20 protein-coding genes are annotated in these 19191 nt (G+C 62.5%); 7 read left to right on the plus strand and 13 right to left on the minus strand.

Translation table 11 applies throughout. From position 1 onward, the window contains the following. The first annotated feature begins 7 nt into the window (after nt 1-7). The 4 genes from J2X24_RS05535 to J2X24_RS05550 all read left to right on the plus strand — a co-directional run bounded on the left by J2X24_RS05535 (nt 8) and on the right by J2X24_RS05550 (nt 3507). A complete protein-coding gene (locus tag J2X24_RS05535) occupies nt 8-859 on the plus strand; it encodes a hypothetical protein (protein WP_209717812.1) in 852 nt (283 codons plus the stop codon). Beyond that, entirely contained in the window at nt 859-1746 is an 888-nt protein-coding gene (locus J2X24_RS05540) for a M23 family metallopeptidase (protein WP_209717815.1), read from the plus strand. Before J2X24_RS05535 ends, J2X24_RS05540 begins: the two co-directional genes overlap by 1 nt. 95 nt (nt 1747-1841) lie before the next feature. Further along, the gene (locus J2X24_RS05545; protein ID WP_209717818.1) at nt 1842-2474 is read left to right on the plus strand and encodes a TIGR02466 family protein; all 633 of its coding nucleotides are present in this window, start codon (nt 1842-1844) and stop codon (nt 2472-2474) included. Continuing rightward, nucleotides 2467-3507: an oxidoreductase gene (locus J2X24_RS05550; protein ID WP_209717821.1), complete on the plus strand. Its 1041-nt coding sequence runs from the start codon at nt 2467-2469 to the stop codon at nt 3505-3507. The genes J2X24_RS05545 and J2X24_RS05550 overlap by 8 nt, the downstream gene beginning before the upstream one ends. A gap of 107 nt (nt 3508-3614) precedes the next feature. Here J2X24_RS05550 and J2X24_RS05555 read toward each other — a convergent pair whose 3' ends face one another. The 4 genes from J2X24_RS05555 to J2X24_RS05570 form a co-directional block, all read right to left on the minus strand. Then, complete coding sequence (locus J2X24_RS05555; protein ID WP_209717824.1) at nt 3615-4244, minus strand: DUF1134 domain-containing protein; 630 nt, start codon at nt 4242-4244, stop codon at nt 3615-3617. Between the two features lie 158 nt (nt 4245-4402). Beyond that, nucleotides 4403-4744 (minus strand): MmcQ/YjbR family DNA-binding protein, encoded by a 342-nt coding sequence (locus tag J2X24_RS05560; protein WP_209717827.1) that lies wholly within the window; start codon nt 4742-4744, stop codon nt 4403-4405. A 2-nt stretch (nt 4745-4746) separates the two neighbouring features. Continuing rightward, nucleotides 4747-5535 (minus strand): MerR family transcriptional regulator, encoded by a 789-nt coding sequence (locus J2X24_RS05565; RefSeq protein WP_209717829.1) that lies wholly within the window; start codon nt 5533-5535, stop codon nt 4747-4749. 77 nt (nt 5536-5612) lie between these two features. Continuing rightward, a complete protein-coding gene (locus J2X24_RS05570) occupies nt 5613-7283 on the minus strand; it encodes a M28 family metallopeptidase (RefSeq protein ID WP_209717832.1) in 1671 nt (556 codons plus the stop codon). Nucleotides 7284-7724: 441 nt separating this feature from the next. Here J2X24_RS05570 and J2X24_RS05575 point away from each other — a divergent pair, with 441 nt between their 5' ends. Further along, nucleotides 7725-8960: an SGNH/GDSL hydrolase family protein gene (locus tag J2X24_RS05575; RefSeq protein ID WP_209717835.1), complete on the plus strand. Its 1236-nt coding sequence runs from the start codon at nt 7725-7727 to the stop codon at nt 8958-8960. Nucleotides 8961-9064: 104 nt separating this feature from the next. After that, nucleotides 9065-9604 carry a fasciclin domain-containing protein gene (locus tag J2X24_RS05580; protein ID WP_209717837.1) on the plus strand — a complete coding sequence of 180 codons (540 nt, stop codon included), beginning with the start codon at nt 9065-9067 and terminating at the stop codon, nt 9602-9604. 2 nt (nt 9605-9606) lie between these two features. Here J2X24_RS05580 and J2X24_RS05585 read toward each other — a convergent pair whose 3' ends face one another. Both J2X24_RS05585 and J2X24_RS05590 read right to left on the minus strand, forming a co-directional pair. Further along, nucleotides 9607-12105, minus strand: a complete 2499-nt coding sequence (locus J2X24_RS05585) for a glycoside hydrolase family 9 protein (protein ID WP_245344453.1) — start codon at nt 12103-12105, stop codon at nt 9607-9609. 70 nt (nt 12106-12175) lie between these two features. Beyond that, nucleotides 12176-12448, minus strand: coding sequence for a hypothetical protein (locus J2X24_RS05590; RefSeq protein WP_209717839.1), 273 nt, complete (start codon nt 12446-12448; stop codon nt 12176-12178). A gap of 111 nt (nt 12449-12559) precedes the next feature. On the opposite strand from J2X24_RS05590, the gene lepA reads away from it, so the two are divergent. Beyond that, a complete protein-coding gene (gene lepA / locus J2X24_RS05595) occupies nt 12560-14365 on the plus strand; it encodes a translation elongation factor 4 (protein ID WP_209717842.1) in 1806 nt (601 codons plus the stop codon). Nucleotides 14366-14414: 49 nt separating this feature from the next. On the opposite strand, the gene J2X24_RS05600 is transcribed toward lepA, so the two are convergent. From J2X24_RS05600 to J2X24_RS05630, 7 genes are all read right to left on the minus strand, one after another. Continuing rightward, nucleotides 14415-14858, minus strand: a complete 444-nt coding sequence (locus tag J2X24_RS05600) for a DUF6491 family protein (protein ID WP_209717845.1) — start codon at nt 14856-14858, stop codon at nt 14415-14417. A gap of 175 nt (nt 14859-15033) precedes the next feature. After that, nucleotides 15034-15492, minus strand: coding sequence for a DUF6491 family protein (locus tag J2X24_RS05605; RefSeq protein ID WP_209717848.1), 459 nt, complete (start codon nt 15490-15492; stop codon nt 15034-15036). 15 nt (nt 15493-15507) lie between these two features. Then, a complete protein-coding gene (locus J2X24_RS05610; protein ID WP_209717851.1) occupies nt 15508-15975 on the minus strand; it encodes a DUF6491 family protein in 468 nt (155 codons plus the stop codon). Between the two features lie 59 nt (nt 15976-16034). Beyond that, nucleotides 16035-17846, minus strand: coding sequence for a tRNA (5-methylaminomethyl-2-thiouridine)(34)-methyltransferase MnmC2 (gene mnmC2, locus J2X24_RS05615; RefSeq protein WP_209717854.1), 1812 nt, complete (start codon nt 17844-17846; stop codon nt 16035-16037). A 67-nt stretch (nt 17847-17913) separates the two neighbouring features. Continuing rightward, a complete protein-coding gene (locus tag J2X24_RS05620) occupies nt 17914-18138 on the minus strand; it encodes a hypothetical protein (RefSeq protein ID WP_209717857.1) in 225 nt (74 codons plus the stop codon). 135 nt (nt 18139-18273) lie between these two features. After that, on the minus strand, nt 18274-18567 hold the full coding sequence (locus tag J2X24_RS05625; protein ID WP_209717860.1) for a hypothetical protein: 294 nt from the start codon (nt 18565-18567) through the stop codon (nt 18274-18276). Between the two features lie 82 nt (nt 18568-18649). Then, entirely contained in the window at nt 18650-18877 is a 228-nt protein-coding gene (locus J2X24_RS05630; RefSeq protein WP_209717862.1) for a hypothetical protein, read from the minus strand. Nucleotides 18878-19191: the final 314 nt, after the last annotated feature.

Here is a 19191-nt window from a genome sequence, read left to right on the forward strand (position 1 = left end):
CTTAGCCATGGGCGCGGCCGTTATGGCCGTCCTGGGGGCGGCGGGCGCCATTGCCTTCGGCAGCCAGGCCCAGGACTCCACGACCTCCAGGACTGAGGCACAAACCAGCCAGGTTCAGACGGCCAATGCGGCGCGTCTCAGCCAGGTGAAGGCTGCCGACGTCAACCTCGCCGCAACGCCGGCAGCTGTTGCGGCCGCGCCCGTCGCGGTCCAGCGCCCGACGACTTCGACCTCGGTCGCCGCCAGGCCGCCCGCGCCCATGCTGCTGCGCCGTCCCCTTGCGCCGGCCAAGGTGCAGTGGTCGCAAGCCATGTCGCGTTCCAACCAGATGAAGACGGCACGCAGGTCCAACAACCTGGCGGCTCGCCTGCCGCGCCAGCAGTTGGACAAGACCCGCCTGCCGGTCATCTTGCCGCGTGAAGGCGTCATCGACACCGCCAGGGCCAAGATGGTCAGCTTCGGCGACGCCTACGCGCTCAACATGCCACAGAACAAGGGCATCCAGGTCACCATGTACGGCAACCGCACCTTCGTCGCCGGCGACAAGGGCGCGGTCTCGGCCCGACCGGTCCAGAAGCTGGCGGGCGTGACCGAGGATATCCGCATCTCTCAGATGGAAGACGGCTGGACGGCGACCTTCACCCGCTTCGGCGTGGTCTATAGCCTCGATGTCACCTGCGACGACGTCAAGGCCGCGGACTGCGTGACCGACGCCTATATCCGCAAGGCGATCGCCGAGTTCGACGACGTTACCCTGGGCGCCCAGGCGCAGGCCGAGGCCGATAAGGAAACCAAGCCCACCGGCTGGCTCGATAATATCTCCAAGTCGATCAGCAACATCACTAAGGGAGGCCAATAATGCGTTCCTTCCTCCCTCTCCTCGCCGTGGGGGCCTTCCTGGCCCTGACCGGATGCGACGACGTCCCGGGCATGAACACCGGCGACAGCAGCGCGTCGGCGTCCGAGTCCGTCAGCGAAACGGCCAGCGAGACCGCTTCGGAAATGGCCTCGGAATCTGCGTCTGAGTCCGCTTCGTCGTCCTCGTCGATCGCCAGGGTCGAGTTCCCGTACAATCCGGCGACGCAACTGGCCTCCGGATCGGGCCAGGGCTATACCGACACGTCGAACTGGGCGCCCGGCATCTGCTTCCCGATCGCCGGTCTCGCCTACGCCAACAGCCAGGTCTATCGCCCGGGCGGCAGTCATTATCCGACCCAGTCCGCGACCAACCACGGCTCTCAGTGCGATTCCATGAACTACGCCTATCCGTGGTCCGACAATTTCTGCGAAAGCCGGTCGTGGTCGAACGTTATGTGCAAGACAGGCCAGGGTCACCAGGGCCAGGACATCCGTCCAGCGACCTGCAAGTCGAACCTGCACTGGGCCGTCGCGGCCGAGGATGGTGTCATCACCCAGGTCGGCTCCTATACCGTTGCCCTGACCGGCAGCGGCAGTCCGCACCGCATCTATCGCTACCTGCACCTTCAATCGAGCTCGCTGAAGGTCGCGGTCGGCGATGAGGTCAAGCGCGGCCAGAAGATCGGCCTGGTGTCCAACAATCTCGGCACCTCCAATGGCGTGCCGCAGTACACCACCATCCACCTGCACTTCGAAGTGCGTATCGCCCAGTCCGAAACCCTGTCGAACGGTACGGTGCTGACGGCCAACACCTTCGTGCCGCCGTACAACGCCCTGGTCGACGCCTATTCGCGCAGCCTGGCGGGCGACTGTCCGGTCGTGGAATAGCCCAGGTCCACATGGTCGAACCTCCCCCTCATGCAACCGAGGGGGATTTGCTTTTGGCTTGCCTCCTACGCCGTATTGCGCCAAAGCAACCGCCTATGAGCAAAACGACACCCGGCCAGATCACGCCCCTGTTCGTCACGGAAATCTACCGCGCCGACATGACCGCGCGCGCCGGTTTCGAGGACTTTATCGAGGAACTGGACGATACCTGCCGCGCCATCGCCGACGAGGACGAAGCCGGGCAAAACTGGTCGCAGCAGAAGGCCTATCTCGGCTACACCTCCTATGCCTCGCTGAATGACCTGCCCGAACGCGCGCCGATCTTCGCCGACCTCAAGGCCTGGCTGGACGGCCACGTCGCGGCCTTTGCCGAGACGCTTGAATACGACCTGCACGGCCGCAAGCTGAAGATGGACAGCATGTGGATCAACGTGCTGGAGCACCTCGGCACCCATTCCGGTCATATCCACCCGCACAGCGTCATTTCCGGCACCTTCTACGTCGCCATCCCCGACGGCGCCAGTTCGCTGCGCTTCGAAGATCCGCGCCTGGCCATGATGATGAACGCGCCCTTGCGCAAACCGTCGGCGCGCCAGGACCATCAGGCCTTCCAGTCGGTGGCGCCCCAGCCCGGCACGGTGCTTCTTTGGGAAAGCTGGCTGCGCCACGAGGTGCCGATCAACCTGAGCGAAGACGTCCGCATTTCGGTGAGCTTCAACTATGCTTGATCCGGTAAAGACGGCCCTGATCGGCTATGGCTATGCCGGCAAGACCATCCACGCGCCGCTGATCCGGGCGGCGCAAGGCTTGGACCTCACCACCATCGTCTCCAGCCGCCCGGGCGACGTCCTTAACGACATGTCCGGACTGAACGTGCCGTCGACGCTCGAAAACGCGCTTAACGATCCCGACATCGAACTGGTCGTCATTGCCACGCCCAATGACATGCACGCGCCCCAGGCCCACGCGGCGCTGGATGCCGGCAAGCACGTCGTCATCGACAAGCCGTTCGCGCTCAATGACACCCAGGCCCGCGACCTGATCGAACACGCGCACCGGGCGGGCAAAACCCTGTCGGTTTTCCACTGCCGGCGCTGGGACAGCAATCACCTGACCTTCCGGGCGGTGCGTGAGCGCCTGGGCGACATCTACCAGTTCATCCTGCGCTATGACCGCTGGCGGCCCGTGGTGCGCGATCGCTGGCGCGAGCGCGCGGGCCCCGGTTCAGGCATCTGGTACGATCTCGGCTCGCACCTGCTCGATCAGTCGCTCGACCTGTTCGGCTGGCCGGACTGGATCAGCGCCGACATCGCCGGCCAACGGCCTGGCGCCAGCACGGACGACTATTTCCACGTGATTCTGGGCTATGGGCGCTTACGCGTAGTCCTGCACTCATCGATGATGACGGCCGCGGCCGGCCCGGTCATGGAGGCGCAAGGGTCGGGCGGCAGCTTCGTCAAGTACGGCATGGACACCCAGGAAGAGATGCTGAAGGCCGGGCGGACGCCGGGCGATGACGGCTGGGGCCTTGATCCGGTGCATGCCCGCCTTATTCCCATAACGGGTGACACGCCTGACATCCCGGAGCAGGTCGACACCCTGCCCGGCAACTATCTGGCTTATTATGAAGGCATTGCGCGCACCATCCGCGACGGCGCGCCCAATCCGGTCCCGGCCGAAGACGCGCGCAAGGTCATGCGCCTGCTCGACCTCGGTTTCCAGAGCGCCAAGCAGGGCCGCCGCCTGCCGTGTCGGGTTTAAGCCTTACGACAGTTCTCACGCTGCGGATTTCCAAATCGCCTTGTGATTTGGCAAGGGCGACCGCCCGCCGCCGCTCACGCGGCGAGCCATGCGGCGCTTGAGCTCAATTAAAGAGGCAGGATACGGCGCTTCTTGGAGATGTTCATGTATCCGACGCTGGCCCCCAGGCGGAAGCCGACACCGGCGCGAATCGGCGTCAGCACGACACCTTCGGCGCGCTGATAGGTCACGCCCAGGCCGCCGATAAAATAGGCCGACCCTTCGACGCCCGGATAGCGGCGATAGACGAACATCGGGTCGTTGAGGTTATAGACCAGGGTAAAGACGCGCGAAGCATTGGCGCCGGTGTCGAAGCCGATCGACGGCCCCTGCCAGTAGATGTGCGATGGCTGGGCCTGGCTCTTCATGAACAGGTTACCCTTGCCGTAACGGACGCCGACGCCAATGGCGCCCGAAGCTTCCTCGCCAGCGATATAGGCCGTCGGGTGATCGCCATAGTCGGCGAAGATCTTTTCGACCGCGCCCCCCAGAGCTTCGACCGTCACGCCCAGGAAGTCCGAGCCGGCCTGCAGGATTTCATCGCGGTTATAGTGCGGCGTGTCGTGATAGGGCTGCGGCTGGGCCGAAGCCGAATCCTGGCTCGTCGTCTGGCTCGCGTCCTGAGCGAGGGCCAGGCCGGGAATGGACGACGCGGCGGCGGCCGCGAGGCTGGTTTGCAAAAAGGTCCGGCGTTCCATGCGCAACTCCTCATACATCTGGAATTCAACAGCTTGTAGGAGCTTTGAGGTTAATAGGACCTGAACGAACCGTTAAACCATCACTCCCCCGTGACACGAAGGTGCCCGCCTCATATGGCGCGAATAGGGCTGCAATTGCGGCAACCCCGCCTTAATGCTTAACCAGGGTCCTGCGCCTTCAGCAGCTTCTTGGGCGCCTGGACGCGCCAGACGCGTCTAAGGTTTTCACGCACCCAACCGATATCGAGGCGGTCCGGCCGCGCCAGCACGCACGGCCAGTTACGGTGATGATCCGTGGTGAAAAAGGTTTCCGGGTCGGCTTCGATGAGAAAGTCGCGCTCATCGAAGTCGACCTTGAACACCGGACAACCGTGGTCGCCATTCCAGTAGAACAGCGATTTCCTGCCAACCTTATAGGTCGGCGCCCCAAAGGCGGTCCCGACCTCGACGCCCGGCAGTTCCAGGGCCATCTGGCTTAAGGCGTCGAAGGTCAGTGTCATCCTCAATCCTCCGCTACGGCCTCACCGGCACGTTCGGCATGGGCTTTCATAGCCGCGACCAGCCAGTTGCAAAAGCCCTGTGCCAGGCTGTCGAACCGCGCCACGAAATCAGGGTGGCCGGCATACATATCGGCCAGTATGACATAGGCGCCTGGAGGACACGGACTGTTCCACATGTGCGCGACCCAGTTCCGGTGCGCCATAAGCAGCGGTTCAATCGTCTCGCTGTCAGACTTCAATCCGCGTTGGAAAGCATCGACCAGATCCGTTTCAATGGCTTTCAGCCGATCCATCGCTGCCTGCCGGTCGCCTTCGCTGAAACCGTCCATCCGTTTCCGGCTACTGGCGATCCAGTCGTGCGCCTGTGGGCCATACCGTTCCGCCAGCCAGGCCTCGTATTCCGCCTGCTTGGCTGGCGACTGCCAGTTGTAAAGTCCGCTGTCCTGCATGCTGTTGTCTCCATCGAGCCGCGCCAGGGTGTCATCGATGACCCGGAGCAGCGCCTGTTGGTGCTGCAGACGCTCGACCAGCCGCTCACGATGCCGGCGCAGGCTGGAGGCCACGTCGAAGTCGGCCGCGTCGACGAGACCGGAGATTTCATCGAGCGCCAGACCGAATTCGCGGTACATCAGTATCTGCTGCAAGCGATAGAGCTGTGGCTGTTCGTAGTATCTGTAGCCGTTGGTCCCGAGATAGGCAGGCTTGAGCAGGCCGATATCGTCATAGTGATGCAGGGTCCGGACCGAAATCCGGGCCAGATCAGCCAGCTGCTTGACGGTATAGCGTGTCACCTGTCTATCTCCGCGCCGTAAGGGAAAATCGCGCAAGACCAGGCAATAGTCTCTCACGCCGCGTGAGGGTCAACAGGTTATTTTATGCGATCGGCCGCCGTCGTATCGCGTGCCGCCTTGAACTCCGAGGTCGGGCGCCACTGCGGCCACTGGCGCGAATTGGCCAGGGCGGAACCGAAGCGATAATAGAGCGTCGCGTCCTCGACCAGACCCGACAGGTCCCAGTCCGCCGACCATTCATCATCCGGCTGGTGGTAGCGCTTGGCGTTGAACTCAGCCGATATCGCCTTGCCGCGCTCAAGACCGCCATTGACCAGATCCTTGCCGGACTTGGCGACCAGCATGGGCACGCCGCGCTTGACCAGCGGGAAGTGGTCCGAGCGGAAGAAGCCGCCAGCTTCCGGGCGGCCTTCCGGCGTAAGCACGCGCCCCTGCTCCGCCGCATAGATCTTGAAGGTGTCTTCCAGGTTCGACTGACCGGCGCCGGTGACATCGATATTGCGCGTGCGGCCAAAGGTGTCGAGCATATCGATATTGATGCCGGCGACCGTCTTCGACAGCGGATACAGCGGGTTGGACGCATAGTATTCCGAGCCCAGAAGGCCGCTTTCTTCAGCTGTGAAAGCGACAAAGACGACGCTGCGCTGCGGCTTGGTCTTTTTTGCCTGTCCTACCGCTCCGCTGCTTGAGGACGAGCCGAAAGCGCGGGCGATTTCCATGATGGTCGCGATGCCGGTGCCGTTGTCGGCGGCGCCGTTACAAATCTTGTCCTCGGCCTCAGGCGCGCAGATGCCCAGGTGATCCCAATGGCCGGTATAGAGGATGGTTTCGTCGGGGTATTTGCTGCCTTTCAGCCGGCCGACGATGTTGTGCGTCACGATCTCGGAAGATGCGACCTTGTAGCCGCCCGACAGCGTCACATTCATCGCCACCGGCTGGAAGTCCGTCGAACGCGCCTTGATCCTCAGATCGGCAAGATCGAGCCCCGCCGCCTTGAACAGCTTGTCGGCCGTGGCGATCGCCATCCAGCCTTCCAGTTTTGGCGACGCCACGGACGGGTCAGGCCGAACAATATCAAACTGGTCGTGGGTCCACGAATTGCGCACCGTGTCCCAGCCATAAGAGGCCGCGTCCGCATCGTGGATGATCAGCACGCCGGCCGCACCCTTTTTCGCTGCCTGCTCGTACTTATAGGTCCAGCGGCCGTAATAGGTCATGGCCTTGCCGCCGAAGGTATTGAGTTCCGGCTGGGCAAAATCCGGATCGTTCACCAGCACGACCAGGATCTTGCCCCGGACGTCCATGTCCTTGAAATCATTCCAGCCACGTTCGGGCGCTTCGACGCCATAGCCGGCAAAGACCAGTTGCACCTTGTCGAAGCTGACATCGCCAAGCGCGCCACGCGTCGAAGCCACGATGTCCTCGCCCTGCTTGAGCTGGATCGGTCCCGACGCGGTATCGAAAGCCAGGCTGGGGTCGCTCAGCGTGAATTTGCGAAGCTTCACGGCCTGGGTCCAGCCGCCGTTCTCGCCGCCGGGCTCCAGGCCCGCCGCCTTGAAACCTTTTGAGACGAAATCGATGACTTTTGTTTCCGCCGGCGTCGCGATGCCGCGGCCTTCGAACGTGTCGTCCGACAGCGTCTTCACATCCTTTGAAATCCGCGCGGCGCTCAACTGCGGCGCCGCCGCGGCGGCGGATGAGGCCAGCGCCAGGATGGCGACGGAGGTCAGGGCAAGGCGCTTGAACATGGAAGGCTCCGGGAAAAGGTATCAGCGGAGACTAGAGCCGCCCGCCCCCGTGTCAAGCCCAGCCGGCGCGCCTATAAATACAGAAACACTCAAATGTACACTTATATACATAAATATAATCCTAGGAAACAGATGACGAAATCGTGGCAAATCTGCGCCTAAATTCTGCAAAATCATGTTTAAACTAAGTCAAAAGTTTTTACATCTCAATATCTTGAAACGACGAATACATTTACCATATCACAGTTACAGGGGCCGCATTGCCCTCTCATCTGGCGGCTTCTGACCTATGGCTCCAAAAGCTCATCGGTTAACTTCACCCCGGACGCATCTAGCCCACAGCGTCCGGGGTACTTTTTTGTGCCGCCGCAACTTGCAAATCGTGCGGCACCGGCCTACCCTCGGCCCAAGATAGCGCTACCATAAGGCGCCGGAGGATCGATGTTCAGCCCATTCCTGCGCGCCGGGCTTATTGCCCTGGCTTTGACCGCCACCGCCGCAATGCCCGTCCTGGCCAAGCCCAAGCAAAGCTGGACCGCCGCGTGGGCATCGTCGCAGATGACGCCGGACGAAAAGAACACCCTGCCCGCCGCTGACCTGACCGACGCCACCCTGCGCCAGGTCATCCGCGTCACCGCGCCCGGCAACCGTATTCGTATTCGCCTTTCCAATGCGTTCGGCACCGCGCCGGTGCGCCTGGGCGCCATCGAGGTCGCGAAGTCGGCGGCGAACGACACCGCCCGTATTCTGCCCGACACGCGCCGCGTCGTGACCTTTGCCGGCCAGACCTCGGTGACCTTGCCGGCCGGCGCCGACTACGTCTCAGATCCGATCGACCTCAGCGTCGATGGCATGACCGACCTGACGATCTCGACCTGGCAGGCCGACGCACCCGAGCGCCAGACAAGCCACCCCGGCGCCCGCGCCCACTCCTATGTCGCCAAGGGCAATCGCGTCGCGGAAGCCGATCTGGCGGACGCACAGAAGATCACCCGCTGGTATTATGTGGCGGGCGTCGAGGTCGAGGGCAAGACCACTGGCGCGATCGTCACCTTGGGCGACTCGATCACCGATGGCTACGGCGTCCAGCCCAACACCAATGCGCGCTGGCCCGATACGCTGATCCGCCGCCTCAATGAGGCAAATATCCCATTGGCCGTGCTCAACCAGGGCATCGGCGGCAACCGTCTGCTGCTCGACGGCTCGGGCCCCAACGCCATGGCGCGGCTGGAACGCGACGTACTGGCGCAACCGGGCGTAAAATACCTGATCGTGCTGGAAGGTGTAAATGACCTCGGCACACTCACACGTGATGCGCCGGTAACGCCCGAGGAACACACGGCCCTGGTCAACCGCCTGATCGCCAGCTACCGCCAGATCATCGACCGCGCCCACGCCCACGGCATCACCGTCTATGGCGCGACCATCCTGCCCTATGGCGGCAACAGCTATTATCACCCCGACGCCGCCAATGAAGCCGACCGTCAGGCGATCAATGCGTGGATCCGCGCGCCCGGCCATTTCGACGGCGTCATCGACTTCGACGCCCTGACGCGCGATCCTGCCAATCCGAGCATCATGAAGGCTGAGTACGATTCCGGCGATCACCTGCACCCATCGATCGCCGGCTACAAGGCCATGGGCGAATATATCGATCTGAAACTGTTCAAAAAATAACCGTCAGGACATGAAATTCTGACAATCGGCCGGCAGTTTCACATCTCAAAATAAGGTTGCGCTTTCTATTCTCACCGTGGCTGGACCGCACGCGGAGAGATCAGATGCCAAAACTGCCTCGTCTTATTCTGCCTGTCATCGCGCTGGCCTTGGCTGGCTGCGCGTCCGAACCTAAAGATAACAGCGGCGTTGCCGTCTCGACGAAATTCTGGTCCCCCAAGGGTACGGTCGCCGACACCTTGGCCGCCGACCGGTCGCGGCGGGCGTTTGATGGCGCCGCCAAGGCCGCGGGCCTCTTCGAGACCTTGTCCGGGCCGGGCCCGGTAACCGTCTTCGCGCCCGACGACAAGGCGTTCGCCGCTACCAAGCTCGAGGCCTCGCACGTCGCCGCCTGCCACGTTATCCCCGCCGACCTGACACCCAAGGTCCTGTCCGGCATGATCAAGCAGAACGGCGGCAGCTATCCGGTAATCACCACGGGCGGCTGCGTCCTGACGGCGACGCAGGTCAAGAATGTCGTCACCCTGACCGACCAGAACGGCAATGCCGCGACGCTGAAGGCAGGGCCTCAACGCCGCGGCAATGGCATGGTCTACAAGATCGACAAGGTGTTCAGCCCCGCCGGATCTTTGGCTGCCAAATAAACTTACTTGCCGTTCGCAAGCTTATTGGCGGCCTGGGTCAGCTGCATATAGGTCGGCCCCATCGGAATGACGTACTCGTTCTGCCCCCAGAAGAAAGGCCAGTCCTCGCGGTTTTCCGGCAGGTCCGGCTTGATGATCAACACACCCGGCACGACGCCGCCGGCAATAAAGCTGAAGTCCGCACGGTTGTTGCCATAGGCGACTTCCTTGGACTGCGTGCCGACGCCCGACACGAAGGACAGGTTGTGCCCCGGGTGCGTGCCGTGCAGGTAGTCGAGCCCGCGATAGAGCGCGTCGGTGCTGATGACGTCCGGGAAGAGTTCATGCAGCATGGCGGCATTGAGCGCATACCGCATGACCGCGCCATTGCCCGCCCAGCCGCCATCAGTGATCGGCACACCGAACGGGTTCTTGGTGGCTTCCGCATCGGCTTCAGCCTTGTAAGCGACCACAGCCTCCCTCACTTTCGTTTTGAAAGCCTTCGGCATGTGCGGGATGGCGCGCGCGATCCACTGTACGTTATTGCCAAACACCTTCGCCACCTCGGGCCACATCTCGTCGATACGTTTGGCGTATTGCGGATCCTTGGTGGTGATCAGCAGTTCCACCGCCGCCGACAGCTCTTCGGTCAGCAGGTCGCCGCCGGTGACATTGCCGTGCTTGAAGGTGAATGGCGGATGGCTGTGCTCGTCGGCCCAGACCCTTTTGGCAATGGCAAGGGCCTCGCCGGCCAGCTTGTCGTTGTGGCCCTTGAGCACGCGTGACGCGCCGGCCAGGGCCGCGACCGAACCGTATTCCAGCGATGACGCGCGGTTGGTGAAGGCCCAGCGATCGTCCTTGCGGCCCGAGCGCCCGTCCTTCACTTCATCCGGCCCCAGGCTGGGGTCGTAGATCAGCCCGTCGGTCTTGGTGACGCCGTCGCCCAGGTGCGGATACTGCGTCAGGTCGGGCTCGACGACGCCGTTGATGGCGTGGCCGACGGCGTTGTACTGCGAAACGAGGTACAGCGTGCCGTGTTCGACCTGCTGGACGATATCGGCCTTGCCGTCCGGCACGTGCATTTCGACATGGCGGCGGCCCTGGTCGATCGACGTCACGTCGCGCAAGGGCTTATAGCGGTCCCAGACATCGACCAGGTCCTGGACGACGCCGTACTGGCTCTGGGTGCGGATGTCGAAGTCGCCGGCGTCGTACCATCCGCCGACATTAAGCCCCGGAATGTGCTCGAACGGCTTGAACTTGGTGTCCGTCGTACCGGCCGAACCGTAGAGATCGAGGTGCTCGTGGTTGACGGGCGCCTGCAGCGCATCGTCCTTATGGCTGTCGCCGTGCCAGACGCGATAGGCTTCCTGGACGTACATGTGGTCCATATTGACCGGCATGTAGACATCGCTGGTCGGGTGCCAGGCGTCGGCGTAGATGTCGGCGGCGATGCGGAAGGTCGCGGTCTTCTGGCCGTTATATTCAAGCTGATAGAGGCCGGGCTTGCTGACGTTGGAAAAATCGAAGGTCAGGTAGTCGTAGCGCAAATAACGGCCCCACGGCTTGGCGGCGCCGGAAAACGCTTCGCGCGTTGTGCCGTCAGCCAGCACTTCCAGCAGCTTTGCCGAAGCCGCCGGCGTGTCATTGGGATCGAGCTCGACCACCGCCACCTTTTTCTGCGACGGCGCGTAACCCAGCTGCGAATGGGCAATCATGGCCGGGCGCACCCAGTCGGCGATGCTGTTCGCGGTCACTTGCCACTGCACCACCGTGCCGGTCTTGCCGGTCGGCAGGTTTGAACGCAGCACGAACCAGCCGTTCTGCGCCTGGTTGCGGCCGTCATAGAGGCTGATATTGCCGTCGGACGCCGTCACGGTGACGCGGCGGGTCGCGTCTTCTGGCGCCAAGGTGAAGGTCTTGGCGGTCGCCAGTGGCAGCGCCGTGGTCTGCGGTCCGGTCTGCGGCGCGAATTTCTGGTCGGGTTCCAGCTTCATCGGCGACGACGGATAGAGCGGGAAGCCGCCGGCCTTGCCGTCGGCCAGGTAGCTCTTATGGAAGTAAGCGGCGGGGATGAATTCGAGATTGAAACCGGCGCGTCCGGCAAGCGCTTCGGGCAAGGGCTTGTCAAGAATCACGCTCACCGTCACGCCGTCGCCCTTGGCCTCCGTGCGGACCTTGTAGGTAAAGTCGAACTCGGCATATTTCAGCGTCGTTTCGATCACGCCATTGGCCGCATCGACCTTGCGATCGACCATCAAGCCGATCAGGTCCCACTGCCCCGGGGTTGGGCTCATGCGGACATCGCCATTGGTCGCGGTGCGAACGCCGTGATGAACCAGCTCGACGCCGGATATCTTGGCATCGCTGAACAACCCGTCGTACCAGTTGCTGAAGTTCAGCACATTGACGCCGCGCGTTTCGAAGTAGCCTTTGTCGTTGAGTTTCAAGGGTTCGGCATAAACGCCCGTCGCGAAGCCACAAGCCAGCAACACCCCGGTGAGGGTCTTCATTTTAATCATAAAAATCTCCCTGATCAGATTTTATATGATAGCGCTACCACGAGATTATTGGTCTGACCAGACCTTAGTTTCATTCCGGATGATCGTCGGAAACTATGGCCCTCTTCTCCGAAGCAGCAACTAAATCCATCACTGCTGTAACCGCGTTTCGGGCTGAGACCGCTGTGTGCTTGCCAAGTTGAAACGTCCGGACGTTGGGCATTTTTCTTACATGTTTCAAAAAGGTCTCCATCTCCTTTTTGCGTTTAAAGTTAAATTTGGCCTCAGCCCCTTTGCCACCACTACCGACTACCACCTTGACCCGGTAGAAAACCCCGAAATCGTAGGGTACGTGCTCCGTCATCTTTCCTAAACCTCCCCACAGATGGACGCAGGATAGCCGACGCTGCCAGAATCCGCACATATTTTGCGGAGTTGCTTCCTTACTCGGGCGCATCATGCTATCGCCCGGCGCATGAGCACTGACCTGTCCCTTATTCGTAACTTCTCCATCGTCGCCCACATCGACCACGGCAAATCGACCCTGTCCGACCGCCTGATCCAGTTCACCGGCGGCCTGACCGCGCGCGAGATGAAGGAGCAGGTCCTCGACAATATGGAGATCGAGCGCGAGCGCGGCATTACCATCAAGGCCCAGACCGTTCGCCTCAACTACAAGGCCCGTGACGGCAAGACCTACATCCTGAACCTGATGGACACGCCGGGTCACGTCGACTTCGCCTACGAAGTCTCGCGCTCGCTGGCCGCCTGTGAAGGCTCTATCCTGGTCGTCGACGCCTCCCAGGGCGTCGAGGCCCAGACCCTGGCCAATGTCTACCAGGCCATCGACAACAATCACGAGATCGTCCCGGTCCTCAACAAGATCGACCTGCCGGCCGCTGAGCCCGAGCGCGTCCGCGCCCAGATCGAGGACGTCATCGGCATCGACGCGTCGGATGCCGTCCTGGCGTCGGCCAAGTCCGGCATCGGCATCGAGGACGTGCTGGAAGCCGTCGTCACCCGCCTGCCCGCGCCCAAGGGCGACGTCACAGCGCCGCTGAAGGCCCTGCTGGTCGACGCCTGGTACGACCCCTATCTCGGCGTCGTCGTCCTGGTCCGCATCTTCGACGGCGTCATGAAGCCCGGCCAGCAGGTCAAGCTGATGAACGCCGGCGCGACCTACAAGATCGACAAGCTCGGCACCTTCCAGCCCAAGGCGACCGATGTCGAAGCACTGGGCCCGGGCGAGATCGGCTTCTTCACCGGCCAGATCAAGGAGGTCGGCGACGCCGCCGTCGGCGACACCATCACCGATGAACGTAAACCCACCTCCGCCGCCATGACGGGCTTCAAGGAAGTCCAGCCGGTCGTCTTCTGCGGCATCTTCCCGGTCGACGCCGCCGACTTCGAAGACCTGCGCGCCGCCATGAGCCGCCTGCGTCTCAACGACGCCAGCTTCTCTTACGAAATGGAAACCTCGGCCGCGCTCGGCTTTGGCTTCCGCTGCGGCTTCCTGGGGTTGCTGCACCTGGAAATCATTCAGGAGCGCCTGTCGCGTGAGTTCAATCTCGACCTGATCGCGACGGCGCCGTCGGTCGTCTACAAGATCTACATGAACAATGGCGATGTCATCGACCTGCACAATCCAGCCGACATGCCCGATCCGGTCAAGACCGACCATATCGAAGAGCCGTGGATCAAGGCGACCATCTTCTGCCCCGACGACTATCTGGGCGCCATCATCAAGCTATGCCAGGACCGCCGTGGCGAGCAAGTCGACCTGTCCTATGTCGGCAACCGCGCCATGGTCGTCTATAACCTGCCGCTCAATGAAGTCGTCTTCGACTTCTACGACCGCCTGAAATCGGTCTCCAAGGGCTATGCCAGCTTCGACTACACGATCGAGGAGTACCGCGAAGGCGACCTGGTCAAGATGTCGATCCTGGTCAATGCCGAGCCGGTCGATGCGCTGTCGATGCTGGTCCACCGCGACCGGGCCGAGGCGCGCGGCCGTGGCATGTGCGAAAAGATGAAGGACCTGATCCCTCAGCACATGTTCGTCATCCCGATCCAGGCGGCTATCGGCGGGCGGATCATCGCGCGCGAAACCGTGCGCGCCCTGCGCAAGGACGTGACGGCCAAGTGCTACGGGGGTGACGCCACGCGGAAGAAGAAGCTTTTGGAGAAGCAGAAGGAAGGCAAGAAGCGGATGCGGCAGTTCGGCAAGGTCGAAATCCCGCAGGAAGCCTTTATCGCCGCCCTCAAGATGGACAACGACTGAGCCATCACTGCAGATAAAAAAGGCCCGGACTTGCCTCCGGGCCTTTATTTTACCAGCTGTTGTCCTTTTTCGCACCGAAGCGGAGCTCCTTGGCGCGTTCCTTGTCGAGAATCTCGATCGATTTCACGAAGCAAGGAATGGCGACCGTATTGATCTGTCCCTTGATCTCGGCGTCGATCGGATGACATATCTGGCTTGAGCCCCGGAAGGTAAAGCCAACCGGGTCAAAGTCGCTTCCCAGGCACGACGCGTTCATATGAAGCAGAGCGGCCGTGCCGCTGCGATCCTCAACGAAGAGCGTCTTGCCGTCCAGGACACGCGTCGTATCCAGCGGCGCCGACAAACAGCGCCTCGGCGACGCCTTCTCGCCGGCATCGGCGGTATCTCCGGGCACGGTACTGCATGCCGCGACGATCAGACCGGCGGCGGAGACCGCCAGTCCGACAGCAATGAGGCGGCCGCGTACGGCCGCTTTTGCGTTCAGTTTCCCCATTTTCGAGCCTCCTGACAGGCAGAGCGATATGCCGAAAAGTGTGAAGCGGCTTTCGGCTAAATATCGCGACAAAACAAAACTTAGCGATATGGCCTGAAAGTGTCGGCGGTTCCGGCCGATATCGCGACAAAGCAAAAACCTTAACCGGCGTCTCGGGAAAAACGCCGGCGACACTTTAATCCTTTTCCAGCAGCGCGTCGGCCTCTTCGCGGCTTACGGGCTTGATGCCGTTGATCAGGCATTTGACCGGCATTTCGCCCGAGTGCGAATAGAGGATCTTGGCGTCGTGCGGGCGGCAGATCTCGCTCGAGCCATAAAGTTCGAAACCGAACTGCGACATGTTGGTCATGCTGCGGCACGGACCGCCGATGTCGAGCAGATAGCCATTGCCGAAGCCATCGCGGACCAGCAGCGTCTTTTCATCGACGACATGAAAGCCGCCGGCATTGCGGGCATCCAGGCATTTCGGCGGGGTACGCTTGCTTTCAGTGACCTGGCTCTGCGCCGTGTTGCCCCAGTTATTATCCTGGGCATTGGCGGTGACGGCGACGGAGGCCGCCGCGACGATGACGCCGCCGGTAACGACGCTGGCCGCCACGACAGCGGCCTTCTTGATGAGATGGTGTAAAGTCATTTGAAACCTCCCTTGTTACCAGTTCTTGGATGAAGACGCGGGCGCGGCTCCCTCCTCCTTCTTCTTGTTTTCCCGGATAGGTTTGCGGATATATTCGGCTGCCTCCTCGCCTTGCAGGTGGCGGACGTTCGAGACCCTGCAGACGTCGCGGCGACCAAAGTTCTCATAGACGACATCGGCGTCGAAGGGACCGCATATGTCACCGCCGTGACGGGTCTTCAAACCGATAAACATGCTGTCTTCAAGACCGATGCAGGCCGGCACGGTCAGCTCATAGGCTTCATTGTTGTTGGCAAGGATGACAACCTTGCCGTTGCCAGGCGTCTGGAAGCCCCGGATAAAGTCGGGATCGAAACAGGCATTACGGTCACGCCCCGGATCGACATTGCCGCTGGGCCGGTTCGATGCCGCCCAGGCCATGCCAATGCCGCCAAGACCCGCGGCGACGATGAGACCGGAAGCCAGGAGTGCTGATGTTTTCATGGTGGTTCTCTCCGCTGTCATGGCTACGCCCACCAAGCTGAACGGTGGATGAACGATTATTACGTATACATCCGGCGCAGCCGGCTGGATGTCAGCCGGTGCCCCGCCGCCACAGTCAGGCATGAGGGCGCGCCCGCGATCCGCGCCACGATATCACGCGCCAGCAAAGGCGCCAGGCAAAACCCGCGCGCCCCCAGCCCGGTCAGGGCGTAGACGCCCGCCGCGACCTCTCCCATCATCGGCAAGTGGTCCCGTGTCGTTACCCGGATCGAAGCGCGCGAGCTTATCGCCCTGCCCTCCAGGCTGTCCGCAACCTGCGGCAGATGCGCTCGCAGGCCCTCGAGATTGCGCTCGCGGTCGGTTTCACGCGGCGCGGTCCCACGGTCGTCGCGGTCGTGAGTGGCGCCAAAGACAAAGCCGCTCCCGGATGGCGCCAGGTAGCCGCCCCAGCTGATGCCGCGTACCGGCCGGGCGTCGCTGGATACGGCTTCGATCTGTCCCCGCACCGGCCGGAGGGCATGATCCATCGCGACGCTCCCCAGGTCGAAGATACCGTCGCCACAGGCCATGACGACCGCGTCATACACATGATGCCTACCCGACGCGGTGCGCACACGCACGCCATCGGCGCGCGATGCGACCTCTGCGACCCTGTCGGCGATCACCGTCGTACCTGCCAGCAATCCCGCCAAAAGGCTGGCGGGCGCGACCGTCAGCGCATCGCGCATGATCAGCCCTGATGCTTCTGGCATCTCCGCCGCGTCGCCTTTACCGAAACGCGTCAGCGCGCCCGCGGCAAACACGGGCTGGCCGGCCAGGCGGTCGAAGCGCGCCGCATCGCGCGGCTGGCTTTCGCAATGACAGACCGAGGTCGCGATGACGCTTTGCGGCCACTCGCGCCTGTAAAGCGCCGTCGCATAGGCGTGCGCGTCGGCGAACAGGCCGGCAATGACGGTGTCGCCCGCATCCAGCCGGGGTGTGACCAGGGCCGCTGGATTTCCGGAGGCGCCCGCGCCTGCGCCGGCCGCTTCGAAAACATCGGCCTGGACGCCCAACCGCGCCGCCTGATACGCCACCGACGCGCCGGCGATACCGGCGCCTATGATGGCTATGCGCTTCGGCGAGGTCATGGGCGCGATCATGGGCGCGATCATGGGCGCGATCATGGGCGCGATCTCGCCCGGAAAAATCGCCTCCAGCCGCTCGCGCTTGCGACCGAAGCCCGGCCGCTTTTCGACGGAAAAGCCAGCCGCCTGCAGCTCGCGCCGGACAAAACCGGCCACGGTAAAGGTAGCCAGCCGTGCGCCCGGCCGCGAACGGGCGGCGATGAGATGCATGACGTCCTCCGACCACATGTCGGGATTGAGGGCCGGTGAAAAGCCGTCGAGGAATATGGCGTCGGCCGCCCCGCCCCAGGCACTCAGCGCCTCGCGCACATCCATCAGCGCGACGGTCACGCTGACGCCCCACTGCGGGAAATCCATATAATGAAAGCCATGCCGCGCCTGCGGCCATTGCGTCAGCAAGGCGTCCCGAAACGCGTCGAGTTCCGGCCAGTTGGCAAGCGCCGCCCCGGCCGCATCCGCGGTCATCAGGAAGCCCTCGATGGAGAATATATGGAGATGCCCGCCGGCCGGCCGATTCGCCAGCCAAAGCTGCATCAGGGCGGCGATGTTCAGGCCGGTTCCGAAGCCAAGTTCCAGCACGCTGAAATGCCCGGCCGCCCCCCAGGCGTCCGGCAGGCCGCATCCCTGAAGAAAGACGGCCCGCGATTCGCTCAGGCCATCCTGAGGGGAATAGTAGATGTCGCCGAAACGCGCCGACCGGGGCGTGCCGTCTTCGGCGAAATAAAGCTGCGGATCGTGGGTCATTACAACAAAAGGGCCGCGCGATCATCGCGCGGCCCTTCGTCAAACCATTGCCCGTACGGGCGAATGATTAGTGAGCAGCAGCCGGAGCAGCGGCAGCGGCCGGCGAAGCCGACGTGTCGGCGGCCGGAGCGGCTTCCGAAGCCGAAGCGTCGACGACAGGCGCCATTTCGGTCGGAGCGGCTTCCGAAGCGGCGGCTTCTTCAGCAGCGGGCTTCGGCTGGCAAGCGGCGACCGAGAGGGCGGCGACGGCAGCGGCGGCGATCAGGGCCGAACGAACGATTTTGGAGGTCATGATCCAGATCCTTTGTTTCTAACGTTAGGTATACAAAAGCGTGACCCACGGCCACGGCGAAGACTCATACCCTAAACCGACGCATTCACAAAGGCTTTGATATCGGCCCTTGTGTACACAAATATACACACGCAGTCAGTGTGCCGGCGCATGCGTCTCAGCGGGCGCGGGCGCGGGCGCCGGTGACGCCGCCGCGCTCGAAGACGCCGTAGCCGAAGGCGCTCCGGCCGGCGCCTCAAGCGCCGTTGGCGACGCGGCCATGGCGGCCGCGATGGCGGCTTCGGCATCCTGGCTGGCGGTGGCGTCGACCGCCGGCAGGTCGCCGTGCGTTTCCTCGGCAGGCGCTTCCTCGTGCGCCTCTTCCTTGGAACAGGCGGTGGCGGCCAGCAGGCATGCCAGAACAGCAGTAGCGATTCGTAAGTGCTTCATGCTCACGCCTTTAGCACAAACAAAAGGGCTGCGCGACGATCGCGCAGCCCTTCGTCAAATCAATGCCCGTATGGGCGAATGATTAGTGAGCAGCAGCCGGAGCAGCAGCTTCAGCAGCGGCCGGCGAGGCCGAAGCGTCAGCAGCCGGAGCAGCTTCCGAAGCCGAAGCGTCGGCCGGAGCGGCTTCAACGGCCGGAGCGGCTTCTGAGGTGGCGGCTTCTTCAGCGGCCTTCGGCTGGCAAGCGGCAACCGACAGAGCGGCGACGGCGGCGGCGGCGATCAGGGCCGAGCGAACGATTTTGGAGGTCATGGATCCAGATCCTTTGTTTCTAACGTTAGAGGGCAAGGAACTGTAAACCTTGGCCCACGCACAGACTCATACTCAAAACGGGTGAGTCTCGCAAGAGGGTATTTCACATTTTTGTGATCACCGTTTGCAACAATGAGGATATATTTCATCAAATAAGGAGAAAAAGTGCGCAAAACCTGCGCATTCCGCGGCTTAACCGGCGAAAAGTTTCAACGTCGTCACCTCATGCGCGAGGTGCATCCGCCCCGATCACGCGTGGCCTGGACGAAAATACGGCCCTGAACCCATCCATATTGACCGGAAACGCGTTAACA

It is taken from the genome of Asticcacaulis solisilvae, assembly GCF_017875235.1.
Lineage (GTDB): Bacteria > Pseudomonadota > Alphaproteobacteria > Caulobacterales > Caulobacteraceae > Asticcacaulis > Asticcacaulis solisilvae_A.